Source organism: Hymenobacter busanensis (genome assembly GCF_008727865.1).
Lineage (GTDB): Bacteria > Bacteroidota > Bacteroidia > Cytophagales > Hymenobacteraceae > Solirubrum > Solirubrum busanense.
Window position 1 is genome coordinate 629,997 of the sequence record NZ_VTWU01000002.1, and the last position, 20,743, is coordinate 650,739.

Consider the following 20,743-nt stretch of genomic DNA (forward strand, 5'->3'; position numbering starts at 1 on the left):
GCCGGCTTTGCGGGCTGGTGCGGCCGTGCCCACCCGCGCGGCGCCTACCGGCGCGGCCTACTGCGCCGCGGGCATTTCGCTGATGCCCAGCAGCAGGTGGCTGCTGGGGTGACCGTCGAGCTGAATGCTGCGGCCGTAGAAACGCAGGAGCTGGCGGCCCAGGCGCGGAAATTCGGCTTTCACGTCCAGGTTGTCGAAGGCTTGCTGGGTGCGGGCCAGCTCCTGGAGCTGGTCGGTGAGGCGGCCGTCTTTCCAGGCGCCGTCGCCGAGGTCGGCCAGGAGCTGGCCGCGGCCCTGGGCCGAGTCGATGCCGAACATATCGGCAAAGGCCTGGCTGAGCGACACCACGCGCAGCTCGGCGTCGAGCACCACCAGCGGCTCGCGCACGGCCTGCACCACGCTTTCGGCCATGGCGGTGCTTTGCTGGGTGCGCCGCTCCAGCTCTTTGAGGGCCGTAATGTCGGTGAAGGTGATGACGGCCCCGTTGATGTAGTTGTCGAGGGTGCGGTAGGGCAGAATGTGCATGTCGTACCACTCGCCGGTGGTGGTCTGGATGTTGGCGTGCGTGGGCACCAGGCGGTCGAGCACGCGGCGCACGTCGGGCTCCAGGTTTTCGTAGCGCAGCTTGGAGGCAAAGTGCGTGATGGGCCGGCCCACGTCGGTGGGCTGGAGCGGAATGATGCGCCCGACGGAGGCCGTGAAGCGCTTCACCACCATGTCGTTGTCGAGGAAGATGGTGGCAATGCCCGTGGCGTCGAGCAGGTTCTTCATGTCGTTGGCGGCCTGGCTCAGCTCCTCGGTTTTGCTTAGGTACTGCATGTTGAGGGTCATCAGCTCCTCGTTCAGGCTCTGCATCTCCTCTTTGTTGGTCATGGCCTCCTCGTTGGTGCTTTGCAGCTCCTCGTTGGCCGACTGCAGCTCTTCGTTGGTGCTCTTGAGCTCTTCCAGGCTCGACTCCATTTCCTCGATGGTGTTTTGCAGGCGCTGCTTGGTGTACTGCAGCTCCCGCTCCAGGGCTTCCACGGCGTTGTCGCGCAGCACGTCGGTTTTGCCGGCGCGGGGCCGGCGGCGCGGGGTGGGCACGTCTTCGAACACCACCAGCAACAGGCCAGCCAGGGCCTCGGGCTGCGGCAGGTACTTCACCGTGAGGCGCACCAGCTCGTGGCCGCGGTCGGTGCGCAGCTTGGCGGCTTCCACTACCACGTCCTGCCGCTGCTGGGTGGCGCGGTGCACGGCCCCGCTGATTTCGAAGCGCAGCTCTTCGCGGGCCATTTCCAGCACATTCATGCCGCTCATGCCGGGAGCGGGCTCCAAGTATTTGCCGGTGCGGCCGTTCACGTACAGGATTTCGCCTTTCACATTTATCACCACCGAGGGCGGGGCGTAGGTGCCAAGCAGGAGTTTCTGCACCATCAGGGCGAAGGTGCTGTCCTTGCGGGCGGGGGTATGCATGCTAGCGGACGTAGTGGCCGCGGCGGCTTGCCGGGCGAGGGTAAAGGGGAAGTTGACGATGCGCGCCAGCGAGTAGGGCACGTTGTTGCGCTGGGAAATTTTCCACTTGATGTCGAGCGGGGTGAACAGCTCCTGAAAGCCGGTGAGGTTTTCGCTCGGCCCCAGAAACAGCAGCCCGTTGGGGTTGAGGGCGTAGTGAAACACCGGAATAAGGTTGCGCTGCAGCTCGCTGCTCAGATAAATGAGCAGGTTGCGGCACACCAGCAAATCGAGCTTGGTGAAAGGCGCGTCCTTGTTGAGGTTATGCACCGCAAACACCACCACGTCGCGCACTTCCTTCCGGATCTGGTAGCTGGCGTCGGCTTTGGTGAAGAAGCGCTGCAACCGCTCCGCGCTTACGTCGCCGGCTATGTTCTCGCTATAGAGGCCGTTGCGGGCAAAATCGACGCCCTCCTGGTTGATGTCGGTGGCGAAAAGCTGAATCTTGAGGTACTTGTTGGGCGCCACCTGGTCGAGGCACTCCTGCAGCACCATCACCAGCGAGTAGGCCTCTTCGCCGGTGGAGCAGCCGGGCGCCCACACCCGAATGGTGCTGTCGGCGGGCTTGCGCTGGAGCAGCGGCACCAGGTGCTGCTTGAGGCTGTCGTAGGCCTCCTGGTCGCGAAAGAACTTGGTGACGCCTATGAGCAGCTCTTTGAAGAGCTGCTCCACCTCCTGCGGGTTTTCCTGCAGGTAGCGCACGTAGTGGGTAAATTCCTTGATCTGGTGGGAATTCATGCGCCGCTCGATGCGTCGGAACACGGTATTGCGCTTGTAGAAGCTAAAGTCGTGGCCGGTTTTGTTGCGGATGAGCATGAAGATCTTCTGTAGCGCGTGGGCCGGCCGGGTGGTGGAATCCGGGTCTTCCGGCTCGGGGCGGGCGGCCAGCAGCGGGCGGCGCACGTAGTCGAGCAGCACGGCGGGCATTTGCTCGGGCAGCAGCACCTGGTCCACAAACTCGGTGTTCAGGGCCGAGCGGGGCATGGAGTCGAAGGCGGCCGAGTCGGGCTCCTGCACCATCACCATCCCGAAGTTTTCCATCACCATTTTCAGCCCAATGGTGCCGTCGGAGCCGGCGCCGGAGAAGATGATGCACACGGCCCGCTCGCGGCTGTCTTTGGCCAGGCTCTGCAGGAAGTAGTCGATGGGCATGCGCCGGCCGCGGGGCTGCGTGGGCGGCAGCAGCAGCAGCGTGCCGTGCAGAATGCTCATGTCGCGGTCGGGCGGAATGCAGTAGACGTGGTTGGGCTTCACCTTCAGGCCGTCTTCGGCGCGCTGCACAGGCATGGGCGTAAAGCGGGCCAGCACGTCGGGCAGCATGTCTTTGCCGTCGGGGTCGAGGTGCATCACCACCACAAAGGCCAGGCCGCTGTCGGGGGGCATGTACTGAAAAAACCGCTCCAGGGCCTCCAGGCCGCCGGCCGAGGCGCACAACGCCACCACCGGGTGCCGCTCGCCCTGGTTTTCGAGCGGGCGAATCTCCACCACTTTGCCGTGCGGGAACTGCTCGTCGGCGGTAACGGTTTCGGGCTGGGTCCGCGCGCCGGTTTCCGACGGAGGGTTGGGAGTCTGGCTCATGGCAAAGGGCAAGCCAGCCGGCACGGAGCAGCGGCAGGACATGGGAAAAGCAAGGAAAGCGCGGCGCCGGCGCGGCCTAAGTCGCCTGGCATAGCCTTGTCAAATTTAGCCAACGGCGGGCGTTTCTGCCGCGCCGGGACCGTGGCGCGCGGGCAACAGTTAAGAATACGTGTTTTGCGCAGCGGTGTGGAAAACACGTATTCTTTGCCCTTGGCAACCCATTTCAATTGGCCCGTGGTTGCGCTACGCTCTTGATTAGCAACTGGCTGCTGCGTGCCGCCAACGGGCGCCCCGGCGTGTACAGGGGCTTTTTGCGGCTCTTCGTACGCTCAGGAGCGCCGGGGCGGACACTGAATAGCGTCTTCTTTTTCGGCCGGCCTGCGTATTACTGCTTGATTCCTTTGTTCGCCGCCGGGCTGCATGGGCAGCCGTTTTCGTTTCGCCTGTGCAATACCTTCACCACGTCATCGTCATTGGCACCTCGGCGGGTGGCATGCCTGCCCTGACGCAGCTCGTGGCCCAACTACCGGCCGACTTGCCCGCTGCCGTGTTTGTCGTGCAGCACCTCGCCCCCGACTCTTCGGGCCCACACCTGGCCAGCCGCCTGGCCCAGCACACCAGCTTGCAGTGCCACCTTGCCGAAGACGGCCAGCACATTGCCAAAGGCCACTTGTACCTGGCCCCGCCCGACCGCCACCTGCTGGTGAAGGAAGGCCATGTGCTGGTGACCAAAGGCCCGCGCGAAAACCACTACCGCCCGGCTGCCGACGCCTTGTTTCGCTCGGCCGCAGCGGTCTACGGGCCTCTCACCATTGGGGTCGTGCTTACCGGCATGCTGCACGACGGCACGGCCGGCCTGGAGCTCATCAAGCGCGCCGGCGGCGTGGCCGTGGTGCAAGACCCCCACGATGCCGAGTACCCGAGCATGCCCGTCAGCGCCCTGCGCAACGTGCAGGTCGACTACTCGGCGCCCCTGTCCGAAATGGGCGCTTTGCTGCAGCAACTATGCGACACCCGGCCCCTGGCAACGGGCCCGGTTCCCGACGATATCATTCAAGAAGCCGCCATTGCGGAACGGGTTGTGGGAACTACGCAAGAAGTCAGGCACATTGGGCGGCAGGTACCCCTCACCTGCCCCGACTGCGGCGGTGCCCTCTGGGAAATGAAGCACGGCAACCTGCTGCGCTACCGCTGCCACACCGGCCACGCCTTTACCGCCGACGGCCTGCTGCGCGACACGCAGGAGTCGCTGGAAGAAACCCTGTGGGTAGCGCTGCGCATGATGGAGGAGCGCAAAAACCTGCTCTCCAGCATGGCCATGCGCGGCGAAGGCCAGTGGAGCGTGCAACAGGAAGAGCGCAGCGAAGAGCTCAAGCAGCACATCAACCGCTTGCGCGAGTTTTTGCTCAACGGCCGCTCGGCCAGCAACCCGCTGGGCGAGGTAGATGCCGAAGGCAGCAGCCAGACCGGCTGATTGGCGTGCCCTCGGAATGAGCGTAAAAAACCCGTAGCCAAAGCTCCGTATAATTAGGTAAAAAGCCGCAAAAAAGCTCGTCAATGGGCTTTTTTGCGGCTTTTTACTTGTCCATTTCGGTACCTGCGTCGTTACTAAACCTACAGGAATTGTCCTGCATGTAACACCCTCTAACCAACTCCAAAATCATGGCAGCGAACAATCAGAACCAGCACGGCGGCAGCTCGCAACAGCACTCTGAAGCCGGCAAAAAAGGCGCCGAAGCCAAGAACAACCAGAGCGGGAACCAAGGCAGCGGCAAGAGCGAGCGGGGCTTCGCCGCGATGAGCGACGAAGAGCAACGGCGCATTTCGAGTGAAGGCGGAAAAGCCTCGCATGGTGGCGGCAGCAGCAGCCAGCGCGGGGGCAGCAGCGAGCAGCACCGCGAAGCCGGCAAGAAAGGCGGCGAAGCCAGCGGCGGCAACCGCCGCTAGTGCTTCGGCTTATGGCCCATACACGAGCAAAGCCCGCGGCAGGCTACCTGCCGCGGGCTTTTGCGTGCTTGGCCGGTACCAGCTGCCCGACTTTCTTAGGCCAGCAGCCCGGTTTCCATGGCGTATTTGATGAGGGCGGCCGTGTTTTTGGCCTGCGTCTTTTCGATGATGTTCTGCCGATGGGTTTCGATGGTACGCTTGCTGGTGAAGAGCTTGTCGGCTATTTCGGCGTTGGTGAGGCCCTCGGCAATGAGGCGCAGCACCTCGGTTTCGCGGTTGGAGAGGTCGTTGGGCTTCTTGGGGCCGCCGGAGCTGGGTGCCTCAATGGCCTTGTGCAGCAGGTTCAAGCCGATTTCGGTGCACAGAAACGGCCGGCCACTGGCCACCGTGCGAATGGCGTGCACAATTTCTTCCTTCCCGGCATTCTTGAGCACGTAGCCCAGGGCGCCGGCCGTCAAGATCTGGTGCACGTACTTCTCGTGGTCGAGCATGGAGAGGATGAGCACGCGCACTTCGGGAAACTGCTCGCGCAGCAGCGGCATGGTTTCGAAGCCGCTCAGCTCGGGCATGTTCAGGTCCATCATCACTACATCGGCGGGGGTGTGGGGGAGCATGTCCAGCAGTTCGCGGCCGTTGCGGGCCTGGCCCACCACTTCCAGTTCAGCTACATCCGAGAGCAGGGCCTGAATCCCGTCGCGAATGATGGTGTGGTCGTCAACAAGGATAAGACGGATCATAGGTGTGGAAATAAGGTGGCGGACTCGTGCATCAAGATTAACGCCTTCGGCGGGGGAATTGCTGCGTTTGGCCGAAGATTACGCAGTAGTACGTAGGCTGTGCGGCTAGTACGGACGAGGTAAAATGGTTATTTACACGGGGTTAATTCAATCTAGTATTCACTAGATTCGTTTGGATTGGCTTTGAGCCGAACGGTTTCTGCCAGCCAGTCCGGCTGCTTTAGTTGCGGCTACCGTCCCCTACCTCTTAGCACCGAAAAACATGCTTGGCTTTACGTCCCGCCGTCACCCTACGGCCCGCATTGTGCGCGTCAACTTCAACGCCATTGCGCCGGTGGAGCTGGCCCGCACCCTGGCCCAGGACCCCGACATCCAGCGCAAGCCGCTCTACGTGCTCATCGACTGCGACGACGTGCGCTGCCTGCGCACCCACGGCGTCTGCCATTTCGTCTCGCAGCTACTGCTCATGCGCCGGGCCGGCGTGCAGATTATGCTGCACAACGTGGGCAACACCCTTGCCCGCGCGCTGCGCCTGCTGCACCTAGACGTTGTTTTTGAGCTGGCCGCCACGTCGCACTTCCGGCCCGAATACCGCGCCCGCCCAGCAGCATAGGTTGGGTCTGGTGCTTCTGTTCAAGCGGTGCAGCTCGTCGGTTTTAATACGGAGGCCTGCTCCGTAAAACTCGGTAAATGCGCCCAAAATGGCCTTTTAATGCTGCTATGAGCCGGCCTATCGAGCAGCGGCACCGTTAAAAGCAGCAAGTTCTAATCAACTCCGTCTCATCCTCACAACCCCAACACCATGGCAACAAACTCCCAAACCCCGCGCGGCAGCAGCTCGCAGCAATCTTCGCAGGCCGGTAAAAAAGGCGCAGAAGCCCGCACCACCTCCGGCACCAGCAACCGCGGTTTCGCCTCGATGGACCCCGAGCAGCAGCGCCGCATTGCAGCCGAAGGTGGACGCGCCTCGCACCAAAGCGGCCGCGGCCACGAGTGGACCTCGCAGGAAGCCCGCGAAGCCGGCCGCAAAGGCGGCATGGCCAGCGGCACCCGCAACGCCAACGCCCAGGGCAGCAGCCCGCGCAACGACTCCAGCGCCGGCAACCGTTAAGTTATTCTGCTACTACTTCTGTCCCATTACTCTGAGCTATGAAAAAGGCCCCGGACGTTGTCCGGGGCCTTTTTGCATGCTTGCGGGTGCCGCGGCCGCACTATACGTACATCTGCTCCAGCACCGGAATGCTGTAGCGTTGGCCGCGGGCCAGCAAGTGAATGCGCAAGTCGCGGATGGAGAATACCTCGCCGGGCTTGATGTCGTAGATGGTGTTGCCGTCGCACTCCCGCCCGTCGACTATCACCACCATGCCGTTGCCGATGACTTCCAGCTCACAACCGTTGGTGACGACCACGCCCGTGTCTTCTTCCAGCCCCAGCCCAATGCAGCCGGGGTTGGTGGCAATGATCTGGGCCATGCGCACGATGCGGCCGCGGGCCACAAAATGGGTGTCCACGGCCACGTCGTGCATGAACTGCAGGCCGGTGGTCACGTGAATTTCGTCTTTTAGGAAGCCGGCGTCGTTGCGGCCCTGGTAAATCATGGGCGTCGACATGGCAGCGGCGCCGGCACTAGTACCCGCAATAACGAAGCGGTGGTTGGCGTAGCGTTCCTTCATGCAGCGCAACATATCGGTGCCGCCCAACAGGGCAGTGAGGCGCAGCTGGTCGCCGCCGGTAAACATCACGCCCGCCGCGGAATCGAGCAGGCGAATGGCGTCGGGGTTGTTGGCCTCGTCGCGGCTGCGCACGTCGAGCACTTCCACGTGCTTGACGCCTAAATCGGTGAAGGTTTTAACGTAGTCGTCGGCGGCTTCCTCGGGCTTTTCCGCCGCGGCAGGAATGATTACCACCGGTCCTTCGCCGGTTAATTCATCAACAAAACGCTGTAGAATGCTGTCGGCGGCCATTTCGTCGCTGTCAGGCTGGCCTTCTTTCTGTTCGTGGCCGCCAATAGCAATGAGAATACCTTTGGGATGGGGGCAGTTAGTAGATGCTGTGCGTGGAGCGGCCGTCTTTTTGCGAGTGGGCATGGGCAGGGAATATCGGTACAGCGGCGAGTGTAATACGCGCCCTCCCCTGCCGCGGATGCGCAGCAGCCGACAGCCAAAAGGAATCTTGAGGCCAGCTTGCCACCCGCTATTTTTTTTGCACTCAGCAGCTTATACCCGGCCGTATGAGCCACCGCAAAGCACCTGGCTTGGCCGACAACTAGAAAATTTACGTGTTTTCCCGCGGCTTCGCCCCGTAAAAATCCGAGTCCTGCCACGGCTTGCGGTATACACTCAGCATTTGCTGCGGCAGGGCTTTCAACGACTCGGTTTACGCGCTGGCCCAACGCCACTACGCATTCCTAAAACCGTACTTGTCGCCCCGCAGAATCCGTATTGGCAGCGGGGTGGCAGGAAATCGGTGCCGTTCCTTTGTAGTGGTAGGCTGCTCGTCAAATGCGGCAACTAGGCGCAACCTCAGGTGTGGTGTTGCGCCGTGACGAGCGGCCTGCTTTTTTTATGCCCGCCGGTGTTGCCGCGCTACCGCTCGCCCACCCAGGCAATGCATTTCAGTTCGATGGCTATGGGCGTAGGCAGGCAGTTGATTTCAACGGTGGTGCGGCAGGGCTGCGCGCCGGCAAAATACTCGGCGTAGAGGCGGTTGTAGGTCGAGAAGTCGTCCTGCATGTTGGTCAGGAACACGGTCACGTCCACCAAGTCTTCCCAGCGGGCTCCGGCTTCTTCCACGATGTAGCGCACGTTCTGAAACACGGCGTGGCACTGCCGCTCGAAGTCGTAGCGCAGGATGTTGCCGTCTTCGTCAAGCTCCACGCCGGGTACGTGCTTTTCGCCGCGCTGGCGCGGGCCCACACCCGAGAGAAACAGCAGGTTGCCCACGCGCCGGGCGTGCGGGTACAGGCCCACCGGCTCGGGCGCACGCGACGAGTTCAGGGCCGAAGAATCGGGGGAAGAGGAAATGCTCATGGGCCGAAATTAGGGGCTTTTCGGTAGTTTGGGCAGCGGGCATCCGGCTGCTGGTGCGGTTGTTGCCCCGGGCCTACCCACTTTCCTGCTCCTCTCGTATTCGTATTCCCTGCCCATGATTCGTCTGTTTCGTTTTGGCACGCTGGCGGCCCTGCTGCTGGCGGCTACTCCGGCTGCGCTGGCTCAGCAAAAACTCAAGTACCCCAAAGCCTCTCCCGTCGACATTTACGATGCCGTGGAAAAGCCTGCTGTGCCCATCGGCGGCGTGGAAGCCTACGCCAACTACCTCGGCGACAAACTCAACTACCCCACCGTTGCGCTGCAGGCTGGTGTGGAGGGCACCGTGGAAACCACGTTTGTGGTGGAGAAAACCGGCTACACCTCGGGCTGGACCGTTACCAAGTCCCTCTCGCCCGAGTGCGACGCCGAAGCCCTGCGTTTGATTAAGGCCGGCCCGCGCTGGAAACCCGCCGAGCACCGCGGCGGCGTGGTGCGCCAGCGCGTAACGGTGCCCATCACGTTTAAAATGCCCCTGGGCGCCGGAGGCGCTGCTCCGCAAGATCCGGCGGCCCAAGCCGGCGTGGCAGCCGGTGCCGCATCAAGTTCGGCTGGTCCGCAAGTAGTTACGCCCGACGAGCCCGCGCGGCCCGTGGGCGGCACCGATGCCTTTTTTGAGTGGGTGCAGAAAAACCAGAAGTACCCCGCCCTGGCCTGGCAGCGCAAAATTCAGGGCAAGGTGATGATGGAATTCATGATCGAGAAAGACGGCTCGCTCAGCAACATCAAGCCGGTGAAGCGCCTCGGCTCGGGCCTCGATGAGGAAGCCATACGCCTCATCAAAGCCAGCCCGAAATGGGAGCCGGCCAAGTACAAGGGCCAACCCGTCCGCCAAAAAATGGTGCTACCGATTCTGTTTCAGCTCTAATACCAGGGCGCCACGACACCGCCGCCCCCGCGCCTAAACATCAGGCGCGGGGGCGGCGGTGTCGTTTGCGACTCATTTCAGCTGTTTTGGTCCCGGGTTAAAGTATTGCGTAAACAAAAACGTCTGCTTGAGGGTAGTTCTAGCTCCTGTCCCCGCCGCTATGCTTTCCCCCCTTCCGGTACTGCCCGCCTCCCTCGCCCCCGCCGACGACTACACCATTTGGCCGTACCAGGCGCAGTTTCAGCGGGCGGCGCAAACGAGTGCCACCGCCATTTTCGAAGACCTCGACGCCGACCTGCAGCCGTCGGTGGCCTTGCTCGGTATTCCCGTCGATGGCACGATGCCCGTTTGCTTGGAGCCGGAGGATTGCGGCTACCCCGCCGAGCGGTTTGCCAACGTGCTGGCTCGCTCCAAGGAGTTGCATCAGCCCCACACGGCGCAGGAAAACGTGCTTTATGGCCGCGAAACCGCCCGCCGGCGCCGCGAAACCATCAGCCTGCGCCACGCCGTGCAGGAAGCCCTCGACGCTTTTGACGGCACCAGCGGACAGCAGTCGTTTGCCAGCCTGCCAGTCCGCATCGATTCGTTTTTTGTAGTGGCCGTGCTGCGGGTACGCCGCAAGGCCTTGCGCACCCAGCCGGCGCTGCAGTCCAGCCGCTACTACACCGACGGCAAGCCCCTGGCCGCGTCGCTGGTGCAGGCCGCCATGCTGCGTTTCGGCGAAGAATGCACCAAGGCGCTGCTGGAACCCACGCCCGGCATGAGCATGCTGGCCCGCCCCCGCGACGCCGACGAAATCATTCGGGCCGCCGGCAAGCTGCTGATGGATACGCCGGCCCAGGCCCTGAGCAACGACCCTTCCAACGCCAAGCTCTTCGCCACGCTCAACACCATTTCGTCGTTGCGCTACGAAGGCACCGCGGGCGTGGGCCAGTTGCTGCTGGCCCGGCGCTACCACCCCAACATCGAGGAGATTTTCGCCCTCACCTGCCCCACCCCGCTCACCGACTACCGGGCCGTGCGCAAGCTGCTCCAAATGACCAGCAACGACGTGTGCCTGCTGGCCGACGGCGAGAACGTGTATGCCATGGGCCGCCTCGTGGGCGACTACGATGCCGCCCGCGAAGACCTCTTCGTTATCGGCTTCGTGAACCACTACGTGTGGGAGTTCCGCCACGCGGGCCGGGTGCTCATGCGCGCTTCCTACGGCCTGCCCAGCCTGCCGCACACGCGCCTGAGCCGGAGCCAGTTTCGCCGCAGCCTGCGCCACACCTTCGGCATCACCAATTCCGACAAGGTAGAGCGCCTCTGGGACGTACTGCTCGAAGCCAGCCGCCAGCCCAAGGGCACGCTTATGGTCATTACCTCCGAGGCCCTGGCCGAAGCCGACCGCCTCAAGCTGCAGTGCACGCTCATCGACCCGGTGCAGCTCACGCCGCTCATCACGCGCCTCGTCACCGCCATCGACGGCGCCGTGCTGCTCGACCCCGAGGCCTACTGCTATTCCATCGGCGTCATTCTCGACGGCAAAGCTTCGGGCCGCGGCTCCAGCACCCGCGGCGCCCGCTACAACTCGGCGCTACGCTACGTAGAAAGCAGCCCGTACCCGTGCATTGCCATTGTGGTGAGCGAAGACGGTTTGGTGGATATTCTGGCCAAAGACCACTTGCCGGAAGCGGAATAGCACTTTTCACTCAAGAGAAAAAGCGTAGCTGGGTAGCCCCGTCTACGCTTTTTTCTTGGCCCGAAACGACCACGTGATGCGGAACACGGCTACCACGTCGCCGGCTTCGTCGCGGCCGGTGCTGGTGCACTCCACGGTGCGGCCTTCGCCGGTAGCGCAGCTTTCGGCAATGGCTTGCGCAATAGCCGCTCCATCGGTGCTGGTGAAGGCAATGCGCGTTACGGCTTTCTTGGTGAATTCGGCCTGCATGCCCACCACCAGCATCGATACCGATTGCTCGTTGGTGCTGGTGTACATCATGGCCAATATGCCCGACGCCATTTCCGCAGCCATGCTCAGGCAAGCAAAGTAGATGCTACGGAAGGGGTTCTGGGTGAGATACTTGAAGGGCACCGTCACAGTAGCGGCCTCGTTGGTGAGCTGCGTGACGCGCAGGCCCGCCAGCGCCGCCATCGGCAAACGCTGCAGCGCAAACAGGCGCAGCTTGAGCGGGTTGAGCAGGTTGCGACGAAAAGCCGCCAGGCGGGGCGAATCGGGAACGAGAACGGACATAGGGCACAAGCAGCAGCTACGGGGCCGCCTAGCAAGAAAGTTAGGGCTTTTTAGGCGCGACAGGCCGCGTGGTGCGCTTGCCCGTTGCCGCGGCCGGCCGCACCACCAGTTCTTTGTAGCCAAACGTGGGGTCGGTTTCGCGCCCGAATTCCACGTCTTCAAGCACGCCCACCACCAGTTCGGCAGTGGTGTACACCACGTTACCGTCGAGCAAGTGCCCACCGATGGTCCGCCCGGTGGAGTCGGCTACCGACAGGTGCAGGTGGCTGCCGTTTTCGGCCAGCGTGCCCACCAAGGATACGATTTCGAAGTGGCCGCGGTACACCGTAGGCCCCTCTTGGTTGGCCAGCCGCAGCGTGACCTGGGTAAGGCTGCCCACGCAGGTGAGCATCGCGCCGGCTTTCAGGTGCTGACGGGCCGCAAACGCCACTAGTTCCTGCCGCAGGTCGGCGCCGGGGCGCAGCCGCAGGGCGTACGTGTACATGGCCGAAGGCACTGGCTTGGAAACGGTGGTGGCAGGCATGGCAGCAGGGGTTTGGGCCTGGGCAGTGGCGGCGGCAAGCCCCGCCAGCAAGGCCCACCCGACGAAACGACAACGCATGAGGGCAAAGATAGTCGGCCCGCAACCCCAGCGCCGAAAAACAGAAAAAGCCGGTTGCAGCCGGCTTTTTCCCTTCACTTCTCCCGCACTGGGTCCTTCAAGTTCTTACCTACCGTACGTTACCGCCAGCGCAACCGGATTGTTTAGCGGTTGAAGCTGATGCTGCTGTAGCGGGCCTTCACGTTCACGTTGCCGGCCGACTTGGCTTGGGGCGTGCCGTAGCGCCCCTGCATTTCGCTCGATGAGGCGCTGCTTTCTTCGGTTTTCACCTGTACCAGCCGTTTGTCGATGAGCAGCTTGCCGTTTTCGGCATTCACATCGAAGAGAAAACCGGCATCGTCGGGGAAATTCAGCAGAATGGTGCTATAGCCGCCGTCGACGTTGATGCTGCGGAAGTTGGGGCCGGTGGTGCGCACTTCGAAATTGGGGCAGTACTGCACCTTCATATTCAGCTGCTCCGACACTTTATCGACGCTGAAGCGCGAGTAGCCGGTGCTGCCCTGCAGGTTGCGCACAGTGCCCAGGCTCACGTCGCCGTACTTGCTGTGCACCGCCAAATCCTGCACCGTGCCCATGTCAATATCGGAGCCGTTGTTGCGCAGGTCTACGGTGTGGCCGGCATCCAAGCGCAGTCGCGAGTAGGAAGCATCGATGGAGGCCTGGCGGGCGTACTGCACGGTGGCGGCGCTGTTGTTCACGCGCACCGAGTTGCGGGGGCCGTCGAGGCGGCCGGTGCGCAGGGTACCATAAGTCAGAGCCAAGTCGGCGGTGCCAGTCAGGTCGCCGCTGATGGTCACGTCGCCGAAGTTGTTGCGCACTTTCAGCGGCGTGCTTTTGGGCATCCAGATGGTGTAATTCACCTCGTACAGGCGCTGGCGACTCCAACATTCGCGGGGCATTTCGCCAAACTGGGTGCGCAGGGTAATGCCGCCTTCGGTATTGGCCAGCTCCTGCGTCAGCACCTGAATCATGTCGAGCAGCTGCTGGGCTTTTTGCTCGTTGTCGGCCCGCGAAATGATGTCGACCTCGGCTTTCACCTCATTGCGGGCCCAGGTATTGATTTGCACGCGGCCGTAGCGGGTATCTACCGTGAGGGCGCGGCCGGCAGGCGCTTTAAACGTGCGGCTCAGCTTGCGGCTTTTTTCGATGGCCGGTGCGGCCGATGGCTCGGGCTGTACGCCGGCTGAGGTATTTTGCCCGTTCTGGCCGTTCTGCAGGCTGGGCTCGGGAATTTGCTCCCAGAAATGGTCGGCCGGGGGGCACGGGGCTGCCAAACTGGCCTTGGCTGGCTGGCCGTTCTGCGCCGCAGCGGGCCCGGCTAGCAGCGCCAGCACAGTCAGCCACGGCAGCAGCCGGGCTTTTGCGTTGCGAAGCGGGTATGTGGCCATGCGGGGTAGCAAATTATTTATTTGGCGGTGGCGAGGTAGGCCTCGTCGTGGTACTGCTGAATCTGTTCGCGTGTGCGCAGCTGCTGGTTCAGGATGTCGAGCCGAATCTGCAGGTTGCGGCTCATGGCTTCCAGCACCACGTCGGGGTCGGGGTTGCGGTAGAGCTCGGTGCGCAGTTGGCGGTAGGTCGAGTCAAGAGCCACCAGCTCCTGCTTCCATTCGGTCGTAGCGGGGGCCGTCCCGGGCTTGGCTTCGGCATCGAGGCGGCGCAGCTCGTGTTGCTTTTCCAGAATCTGCGACGCGTAGTAGGCTTCCATGCTGCGGACCGCAGAAGCCAGACGCTTGGCCGGGCTGCTGGCCGATACTTCAATCGGTTCGGGCATGCCCACGATGTTGGTCACAGCCTCGGGCTGCGACTGGCTGGCGGGCAGTTCGGTAGCCAGGGTATCCGTAGCAACAGGAGCGTCGGCGCGGCGCAGGCCGTAGCCGCCGGCCAGCAGCACCAGCGCTACGGCAGCCGCCGCGGCATACTGGGGCCAGCTCTGGAACCGGCGAACCGGTACGGCGGCTGCGGGCATGGGTGGAATCAGCGGCACGACGTGGGTGGGCGTCGTGTCGTCGGTGGCCGGCTCGTCGAGCCGCGCTTCGATGGCGTCCCAGAGGTCGGGGCGCGGCTCGAAGGCGTCGAGGTCGGCGTGGTGCCGGTCGACGAAGGCCTCAAGTCCGGAGTTGGGTTTCATGGCAGTCATAGTCTTTCGCACAGGGGCTCCCCAGGACCGGGGCGCGGGTGGGTGGCTAGCGCCGATCGGTCCTTGTCAGTGAAACGTATTTTATCGAGAATTAGAGTCCGTGTTGCTTGGCCAGCTCGAGCAATTTTTTGCGCGCCCGGCTGTACTGCGACTTGGAGGTGGACTCGGTGATGTTCATGATGCCGGCAATTTCGCCGTGGTCGTAGCCCTCCAGCAGGTAGAGCGTGAGTACCACGCGGTAGCCGTCGGGCAGGTCCTGAATGCAGCGGCGCAGCACGTCGGCGCGCCACTGTACGTCGTCGGCCTCGCCCGGGGTTACGGGTTCATCGGCGCCGGCGCCGTCGTGCTGCTCGGCCAGCGGCACCAGCTGCAGACGCCGGTTGCGCAGGCAGTTGATGCTTTTGTTGATGACGATACGCTTGAGCCAGGAGCCGAACGAGGAGTCGCCTTTGTAGGTGTGCAGCTCGCGAAAGGCGCTCAGGAAAGATTCCTGCAGCACGTCCTCGGCCTCGGCGTAGTCGCCGGTGATGCGCAACGAGGCGTTGAACATGGCTTTGGCGTAGCGCTTGTAAATCTCAGCCTGGGCACGCCGGTCGCCCAAGCGGCAGCGCTCCACCAGCGGAGCATTGATGTCTACGTAAGCAACGGCTTCCATGGGCACAGCAGGTTGGGTCGGGCTTTCGGGGTGATGAGCAGAGGGCGGTGGATAAAGTTCGGTCATCGGCTGCACATTTGCCACGCTCTCGAATCATTTACAGGAGAAAGACCCGGCCCGCTTGCCAGAGGTTGCACCCGGCGCAGAGGTTGTGGGGCATGCCAAGGTGCATGTTTCAATTGGAACCCAGCCGTTAGTTTTGTTACCGGAACCTAGCGCGTCCTTTCTTCTTTTATCTCTTGTTATGCACATCACTACTTGGCTGCTGGCGGCCGCAACCGTGGCCACGCTCACCACTTGCCGCAAGGTCGATTTCGGCCCCGACCCGAGCATTGCCTACCGCGACCAGCGGAACGTTCCCTTCGGAGGTGATGATTCGGACTGGAAAGCCGACGGCGACTGGAAGAAGGTGGAGCGGAAGCTGTTCGACGACTTGTCGGTACAGGTCGACGGCGCGGGGGCGGGCGGGTACCGGAGCATGAGCTTGTTTCCGAACCCGATAGCCCCGGCCGAGCGGCGAGCCACGCTCTACACCAACCTGCAGAACGCCAACCCGCTGCACTTGCGGCTGGTGATGGTGGACAAGAAGTACCGCAAGGTGGCCACGCAAAGTGCGGAGGTGACACCCAACAGCCGCAACGACTACAAGCTGGTGCTCGACTTTCCGGCCGATAAGTTCAAGCAGGACGAGCTGTACCGCATCTACTATGTTTTCTACGACGACCAGGGCCTGCGCTTCAAAGGCCACGGCGACTTTCTCATCAAAGACCAATAAAGCAAAACGGGCCGTTTCCTGCGCAGGAAACGGCCCGTTTTGCGTTGGCAACGCCTCGGCTTAGATGTCGAACTTGATGCCCTGCGCCAGGGGCAGCTGCGTCGAGTAGTTGATGGTGTTGGTCTGGCGGCGCATGTAGATTTTCCACGCGTCGGAGCCCGATTCGCGGCCGCCGCCGGTTTCCTTCTCGCCGCCAAACGCACCGCCGATTTCGGCACCCGAGGTGCCGATGTTCACGTTGGCAATGCCGCAGTCGGAGCCCGTGGCCGACAGGAATGCCTCGGCTTCGCGCATGTTCAGGGTAAAGATGCTCGACGAGAGGCCCTGGCGCACGCCGTTCTGCAGGTCGATGGCGTTTTCCACCGCGCCCGAGTACTTGATCAGGTACAGGATGGGCGCAAAGGTTTCTTCCTGCACGGTGTGGTACTCGTTCTTGGCTTCCACCAAGGCGGGCTGCACGTAGGTGCCGGTTTCGTAGCCGGCGCCGCTCAGTACCTGGCCGCCGGTGAGCAGCGTGCCGCCTTCGGCCTGCACAGCCTCCAGGGCTTTCGTGAACGACTGCACCGCGTCGGTGTCGATGAGAGGGCCCACTAGGTTGCCGTCCTGCAGCGGGTGGCCGATGGGCAGCTTGGGGTAGGCTGCGAGCAGGCGCTGCTTCACGTCGTCGTAAATCGAGTCGTGAATGATGAGGCGGCGCGTGGTGGTGCAGCGCTGGCCAGCGGTGCCCACGGCCCCGAACAGCACGGCGCGGATGGCAATGTCGAGGTCGGCGTGCTCGGTGAGGATGATGGCGTTGTTGCCGCCCAGCTCCAGCAAGGCCTTGCCGAGGCGGGCACCTACTACTTCGCCCACTTTCTTGCCCATGCGCGTCGAGCCCGTGGCCGACACCAGCGGCACGCGCATATCGGCGGCCATTTTAGCGCCAATCTCGGCGTCGCCGATGATGACGTTGAAGATGCCTTCGGGCAGCTCGTTTTCAGCCAGTACATCCTTGATGATGTGCTGCACGGCCACGGCCACCAGCGGGGTCTTCTCCGAGGGCTTCCAGATGCTCACGTCGCCGCACACGGCGGCCAGCATGGCGTTCCAGCTCCACACGGCCACCGGGAAGTTGAAGGCCGAAATGATGCCCACCAGGCCCAGCGGGTGGTACTGCTCGTACATGCGGTGCGCCGGGCGCTCCGAGTGCATCGTCAGGCCGTGCAGCTGGCGCGAGAGGCCCACTGCAAAGTCGCAGATGTCAATCATTTCCTGCACTTCGCCGAGGCCTTCCTGCAGGATTTTGCCCATCTCGTAGCTCACCAGCTTGCCCAGGTCGTCTTTGTACTCGCGCAGCTTGTTGCCAATCTGGCGCACGATTTCGCCGCGCTTGGGCGCCGGCACCAGCCGCCAGGTTTTGAAGGCTTCTTCGGCCTTGCGCACCACCTGCTCGTAGTCGTCGGCGGTGGCCAGGGCTACCGTGGCAATGCGCTTGCCGTCGGTGGGCGACGAAATGGTGCGGGTGTTCGTGTTGCCTTCGCCGCCCCACTGCAGGCCCGTGCTAAAGGCCGGGTTGTGGTCCTGAATGCCAAGCTGGCGCAACACCTGCCGAATGCCGTGGTGGTCGTGGTCGGTTATGTCGGTGCCAGTGGCGGTGGCTTCTTCGATGGCTAATTTCATGCGTGGGAAAGGGTTAGGTGCGGCCCCGCCGCGGGTGAGGTTCAGACGGCAAAGCTAAGAAATACCGCCGGGCGCCATGGCAAAACCTACCGTTGAAACAGCCGGCAGCCTCATCCGGCCAACGCGGCTTCGCTGCCGCCGCACATACCGTAACTTGCAGCCTCTATTTCTGCTGGCAAGCGGTATGTTCATTTTTACGACCGATTATTTACAACTCGCCCACGGTCCCGAACCGGATATTCTGGTGGGTACGTGGCTGCGCTTCGTAACCTTGGCCGAGCTGCAAGCCGGCTACGAGGCCGTGCGCGACGCCGGTGTGCGGTTTCGGGCCCCGCGTTGGCTCATGGATTTGCAGCACCGCCAATTGCCCCTGCCGACTGAGTACGGCCACTGGCTGCACGATTTGTTTCTGCCAAGCCTCTATGCGCACTTTGCCGAGCCGGTACGCATGGCCTGCCTCATGTCGGCCGCACAGTTTACGGACGTGTGGCAAAACCCCGTCAGCACCGCCAACGCCCAGCTGCTCACGCATCCGGAGCGCCCTTTTCACCTGGCCTTGTTCACCAACGAAAGCGAAGCCCTACAGTGGCTGACGCAGGAAACCGTTTAGCTCCCGTCTCATATTGGGCAACAAAAAAGCCCTTGCCGGTGCGGCAAGGGCTTTTTTGTTTGATTGGCTAGCTGATTAGTCTACCTGCCCAATTGGGTAGTAGGCTTTGCGGCCGTCGGGGTATACGCCCTCCACCAGCGCCCCTTGGTTGCCCTTGGCGGCCTCGAGGTAGCGTTTCACGTCCTGCGGCTTGGTCACCTTGTTCTTGTCGATGCGGGTGATGATGAAGCCGTCGGCAATGCCGGTTTCGCGGAAGTTGGAGCCGCGCACGCCCGAAATCTTCGCGCCGCCGTCGAGGTCAAGCTTGTTGGCTTCCTGGCGGCTGAGCGGGGCAAACTTGGCGCCTTCGTACTCCACGGCCGCGCCGGTTTCCTCGCGCACAATGTCGGTGGTGCCGGTGGCGTTGCGCAGGGTGGCGGTAGCGGTGCGGGTATCCCCGTCGCGCAGGTAACTCACCTTAATCTTGTCGCCAGGGCGGAACCGGGCCACTTGCTCCTGCAGCTGCGAGGCGGTGTTCACCTTCACCCCGTTGATTTCGGTAATGACGTCGCCTTCCTTCAGGCCGGCGTCGGCGGCAGCACTGGTTTTGCCCATGCCCACCACGTACACGCCGTCGAGGTTTTTCAGCTTTTTCTCCGAAGCCAGCGTGGCGTCCACTTCGCGGATGTTTACGCCCAGCAGGGCGCGCTGCACCACTTTGTACTTCAGTAGGTCGTCGACCACCTTGCTCACAATGGAGCTGGGCACAGCAAACGAGTAGCCTTCAAACGAGCCCGAGCGCGAGGCAATGGCCGAGTTGATGCCGATCAGGTCACCGTTCAGGTTTACCAGCGCGCCGCCCGAGTTGCCGGGGTTTACCACGGCGTCGGTTTGCAGAAACGACTCGATGCCCATGCCTTCACGGTCGCGCAGGATGTTGATGTTGCGCCCTTTGGCCGAAATGATGCCGGCGGTAACGGTCGAGTTCAGGTTGAAGGGGTTGCCCACGGCCAGCACCCACTCCCCTACTTTCACGTTGTCGGAGTTGCCGTAGCGCACGTAGGGCAGGTTGTCGGCGTCGACTTTGAGCAGGGCCAGGTCGGTGTTGGGGTCGGTGCCCACGAGCGTGGCGCTGTACTTGCGCTTGTCGTCGAGCACGACTTCAATCTTGTCGGCCTTGTCGATGACGTGGTTGTTGGTCACGATGTAGCCGTTGGCGGCAATGACCACGCCCGAGCCCGAGCCTTGCTGCGGCCCCGACTGGCCGCGGAAGCCGTCGGCATCGTCGCCGAAGAACTGGCGCAGGAACGGGTCCATCCGAATGGCGTCGTTCTGCGACATTTTCGGCGCGTACTCGGTCATCACGTGCACCACCGCCGGCGTTACGGCCGAGGCCGCCGCCACGAAGTTCAGCCCCTCGGGTACGGCGTACGTGGAGCTGCGCAGGGCGCTGGTGTAACGCACGTTCGGGTCGGTGGCTACCGCCTGGGGCTCGGCCGTACGGGCGGGCTCCAGCAGCTTGTACCCACCAACGGCGACGCTGCCGCCCAGAACGGCGGAGGCCATTAGGCCGAGCATCATTTGTTTGGCTTGCATGGGTAGGAAAGGGGTAATGTGGGTTGGTAGTTCGGAATCTAAAATACGAAAGCCGCGTGAGGATGCTATGAAAAAATCTTCCGCGGTTTCGGGGGTGCGCCTTCTAACGCCAGATACCCCGGCGCCAGTATAGGGTTGCATAGCTATAACCGCAAGCGGCACAAAAAAGGCACCAACAAGCGGTGCCTTTTTTGTTGGGGAAGGGCCGCTTAGCGCACCTCGATCTGGAAACGGGCGGTCTTGTCGGCGTCGTAGGGCAGCACGAGGCGCAGCACGCCATCGGTCAGTTCGGCCTCTACGGCTTTGGCGTTGACGTTGTCGGGCAGGCGGAACTGGCGCGAGAACGAGCCGTAGCTCGACTCCATACGGCGCAGTTTCGGAGCGTTTTCGCCTTCGGCAACCGGGGCTTTCCGCTCGCCGCTCACGGTGAGGGTGCCTTGCTGCACGTCAATGGTCAGCGAGTCTTTGGGTACGCCGGGCAGCGTAAGCAGCAGCTCGTAGCCGTTGGCGGTTTCCAGCACGTCGGCGGCGGGCACAAAGCCTTCGGCCGGCCGGTTCACGCCGGGCAGCGTTTCGCTCAGCAGCTGGTTGAACATGGCATTGAAAGCCCGCGACGGACGCAGGGCCGAGTTCGGGGTGGTCATCAAAGTTGCCATTGTAGTAAGGATGAAAGTGGGTTCAGAATCAGGAGTTGAATGTCAGTTTCTGGCTGACACATTTCCCTTTTAGTAAAATCTGTACCAATCACTTTTCAATGACAAAATGACAATTTATCAACTTGCATTACG

General features: G+C 62.6%; 20 protein-coding genes. 8 read left to right on the plus strand and 12 right to left on the minus strand.

The genetic code is table 11. The features are described from left to right. Positions 1–57: 57 nt before the first annotated feature. Complete coding sequence (locus F0P96_RS07140) at positions 58–3,069, minus strand: CheR family methyltransferase (protein WP_160620366.1); 3,012 nt, start codon at positions 3,067–3,069, stop codon at positions 58–60. 445 nt (positions 3,070–3,514) lie between these two features. On the opposite strand from F0P96_RS07140, the gene F0P96_RS07145 reads away from it, so the two are divergent. Both F0P96_RS07145 and F0P96_RS07150 read left to right on the plus strand, forming a co-directional pair. Continuing rightward, entirely contained in the window at positions 3,515–4,543 is a 1,029-nt protein-coding gene (locus F0P96_RS07145) for a chemotaxis protein CheB (RefSeq protein WP_201743859.1), read from the plus strand. Between the two features lie 188 nt (positions 4,544–4,731). Further along, on the plus strand, positions 4,732–5,016 hold the full coding sequence (locus tag F0P96_RS07150; protein WP_151078146.1) for a KGG domain-containing protein: 285 nt from the start codon (positions 4,732–4,734) through the stop codon (positions 5,014–5,016). Between the two features lie 95 nt (positions 5,017–5,111). Here the strand turns inward: F0P96_RS07150 and F0P96_RS07155 are convergent, their stop codons facing one another. Beyond that, the gene (locus tag F0P96_RS07155) at positions 5,112–5,753 is read right to left on the minus strand and encodes a response regulator (protein ID WP_151078147.1); all 642 of its coding nucleotides are present in this window, start codon (positions 5,751–5,753) and stop codon (positions 5,112–5,114) included. Positions 5,754–6,015: 262 nt separating this feature from the next. On the opposite strand from F0P96_RS07155, the gene F0P96_RS07160 reads away from it, so the two are divergent. Both F0P96_RS07160 and F0P96_RS07165 read left to right on the plus strand, forming a co-directional pair. After that, positions 6,016–6,366: an STAS domain-containing protein gene (locus F0P96_RS07160; protein WP_151078148.1), complete on the plus strand. Its 351-nt coding sequence runs from the start codon at positions 6,016–6,018 to the stop codon at positions 6,364–6,366. A gap of 189 nt (positions 6,367–6,555) precedes the next feature. Then, positions 6,556–6,864 (plus strand): KGG domain-containing protein, encoded by a 309-nt coding sequence (locus tag F0P96_RS07165; RefSeq protein ID WP_151078149.1) that lies wholly within the window; start codon positions 6,556–6,558, stop codon positions 6,862–6,864. A gap of 100 nt (positions 6,865–6,964) precedes the next feature. Here F0P96_RS07165 and F0P96_RS07170 read toward each other — a convergent pair whose 3' ends face one another. Both F0P96_RS07170 and F0P96_RS07175 read right to left on the minus strand, forming a co-directional pair. Continuing rightward, on the minus strand, positions 6,965–7,840 hold the full coding sequence (locus tag F0P96_RS07170; RefSeq protein WP_151078150.1) for a cyanophycinase: 876 nt from the start codon (positions 7,838–7,840) through the stop codon (positions 6,965–6,967). Positions 7,841–8,338: 498 nt separating this feature from the next. Further along, positions 8,339–8,782, minus strand: a complete 444-nt coding sequence (locus tag F0P96_RS07175) for a RidA family protein (protein ID WP_151078151.1) — start codon at positions 8,780–8,782, stop codon at positions 8,339–8,341. A 115-nt stretch (positions 8,783–8,897) separates the two neighbouring features. On the opposite strand from F0P96_RS07175, the gene F0P96_RS07180 reads away from it, so the two are divergent. After that, complete coding sequence (locus tag F0P96_RS07180; RefSeq protein ID WP_151078152.1) at positions 8,898–9,707, plus strand: energy transducer TonB; 810 nt, start codon at positions 8,898–8,900, stop codon at positions 9,705–9,707. Positions 9,708–9,867: 160 nt separating this feature from the next. Continuing rightward, the gene (locus tag F0P96_RS07185; protein WP_151078153.1) at positions 9,868–11,391 is read left to right on the plus strand and encodes a diadenylate cyclase; all 1,524 of its coding nucleotides are present in this window, start codon (positions 9,868–9,870) and stop codon (positions 11,389–11,391) included. 42 nt (positions 11,392–11,433) lie between these two features. On the opposite strand, the gene F0P96_RS07190 is transcribed toward F0P96_RS07185, so the two are convergent. The 5 genes from F0P96_RS07190 to F0P96_RS07210 all read right to left on the minus strand — a co-directional run bounded on the left by F0P96_RS07190 (position 11,434) and on the right by F0P96_RS07210 (position 15,336). After that, entirely contained in the window at positions 11,434–11,943 is a 510-nt protein-coding gene (locus F0P96_RS07190) for a PaaI family thioesterase (RefSeq protein ID WP_151078154.1), read from the minus strand. A 40-nt stretch (positions 11,944–11,983) separates the two neighbouring features. Further along, complete coding sequence (locus F0P96_RS07195; RefSeq protein WP_235917416.1) at positions 11,984–12,544, minus strand: PPC domain-containing DNA-binding protein; 561 nt, start codon at positions 12,542–12,544, stop codon at positions 11,984–11,986. 143 nt (positions 12,545–12,687) lie between these two features. Continuing rightward, positions 12,688–13,932: a hypothetical protein gene (locus F0P96_RS07200; RefSeq protein WP_151078155.1), complete on the minus strand. Its 1,245-nt coding sequence runs from the start codon at positions 13,930–13,932 to the stop codon at positions 12,688–12,690. A 17-nt stretch (positions 13,933–13,949) separates the two neighbouring features. Further along, entirely contained in the window at positions 13,950–14,672 is a 723-nt protein-coding gene (locus tag F0P96_RS07205) for a hypothetical protein (RefSeq protein ID WP_151078156.1), read from the minus strand. Positions 14,673–14,772: 100 nt separating this feature from the next. Continuing rightward, positions 14,773–15,336 (minus strand): RNA polymerase sigma factor, encoded by a 564-nt coding sequence (locus F0P96_RS07210; protein ID WP_151078157.1) that lies wholly within the window; start codon positions 15,334–15,336, stop codon positions 14,773–14,775. Between the two features lie 244 nt (positions 15,337–15,580). Here F0P96_RS07210 and F0P96_RS07215 point away from each other — a divergent pair, with 244 nt between their 5' ends. Continuing rightward, positions 15,581–16,111: a hypothetical protein gene (locus F0P96_RS07215; protein WP_151078158.1), complete on the plus strand. Its 531-nt coding sequence runs from the start codon at positions 15,581–15,583 to the stop codon at positions 16,109–16,111. Positions 16,112–16,171: 60 nt separating this feature from the next. Here F0P96_RS07215 and amaB read toward each other — a convergent pair whose 3' ends face one another. Then, on the minus strand, positions 16,172–17,770 hold the full coding sequence (gene amaB, locus F0P96_RS07220; protein ID WP_151078159.1) for an L-piperidine-6-carboxylate dehydrogenase: 1,599 nt from the start codon (positions 17,768–17,770) through the stop codon (positions 16,172–16,174). Between the two features lie 184 nt (positions 17,771–17,954). On the opposite strand from amaB, the gene F0P96_RS07225 reads away from it, so the two are divergent. Next, a complete protein-coding gene (locus tag F0P96_RS07225) occupies positions 17,955–18,380 on the plus strand; it encodes a hypothetical protein (RefSeq protein ID WP_151078160.1) in 426 nt (141 codons plus the stop codon). Between the two features lie 75 nt (positions 18,381–18,455). On the opposite strand, the gene F0P96_RS07230 is transcribed toward F0P96_RS07225, so the two are convergent. Then, on the minus strand, positions 18,456–19,955 hold the full coding sequence (locus F0P96_RS07230; RefSeq protein ID WP_235917417.1) for a Do family serine endopeptidase: 1,500 nt from the start codon (positions 19,953–19,955) through the stop codon (positions 18,456–18,458). A gap of 209 nt (positions 19,956–20,164) precedes the next feature. Then, on the minus strand, positions 20,165–20,611 hold the full coding sequence (locus tag F0P96_RS07235) for an Hsp20/alpha crystallin family protein (RefSeq protein WP_151078161.1): 447 nt from the start codon (positions 20,609–20,611) through the stop codon (positions 20,165–20,167). Positions 20,612–20,743 lie beyond the last annotated feature (132 nt).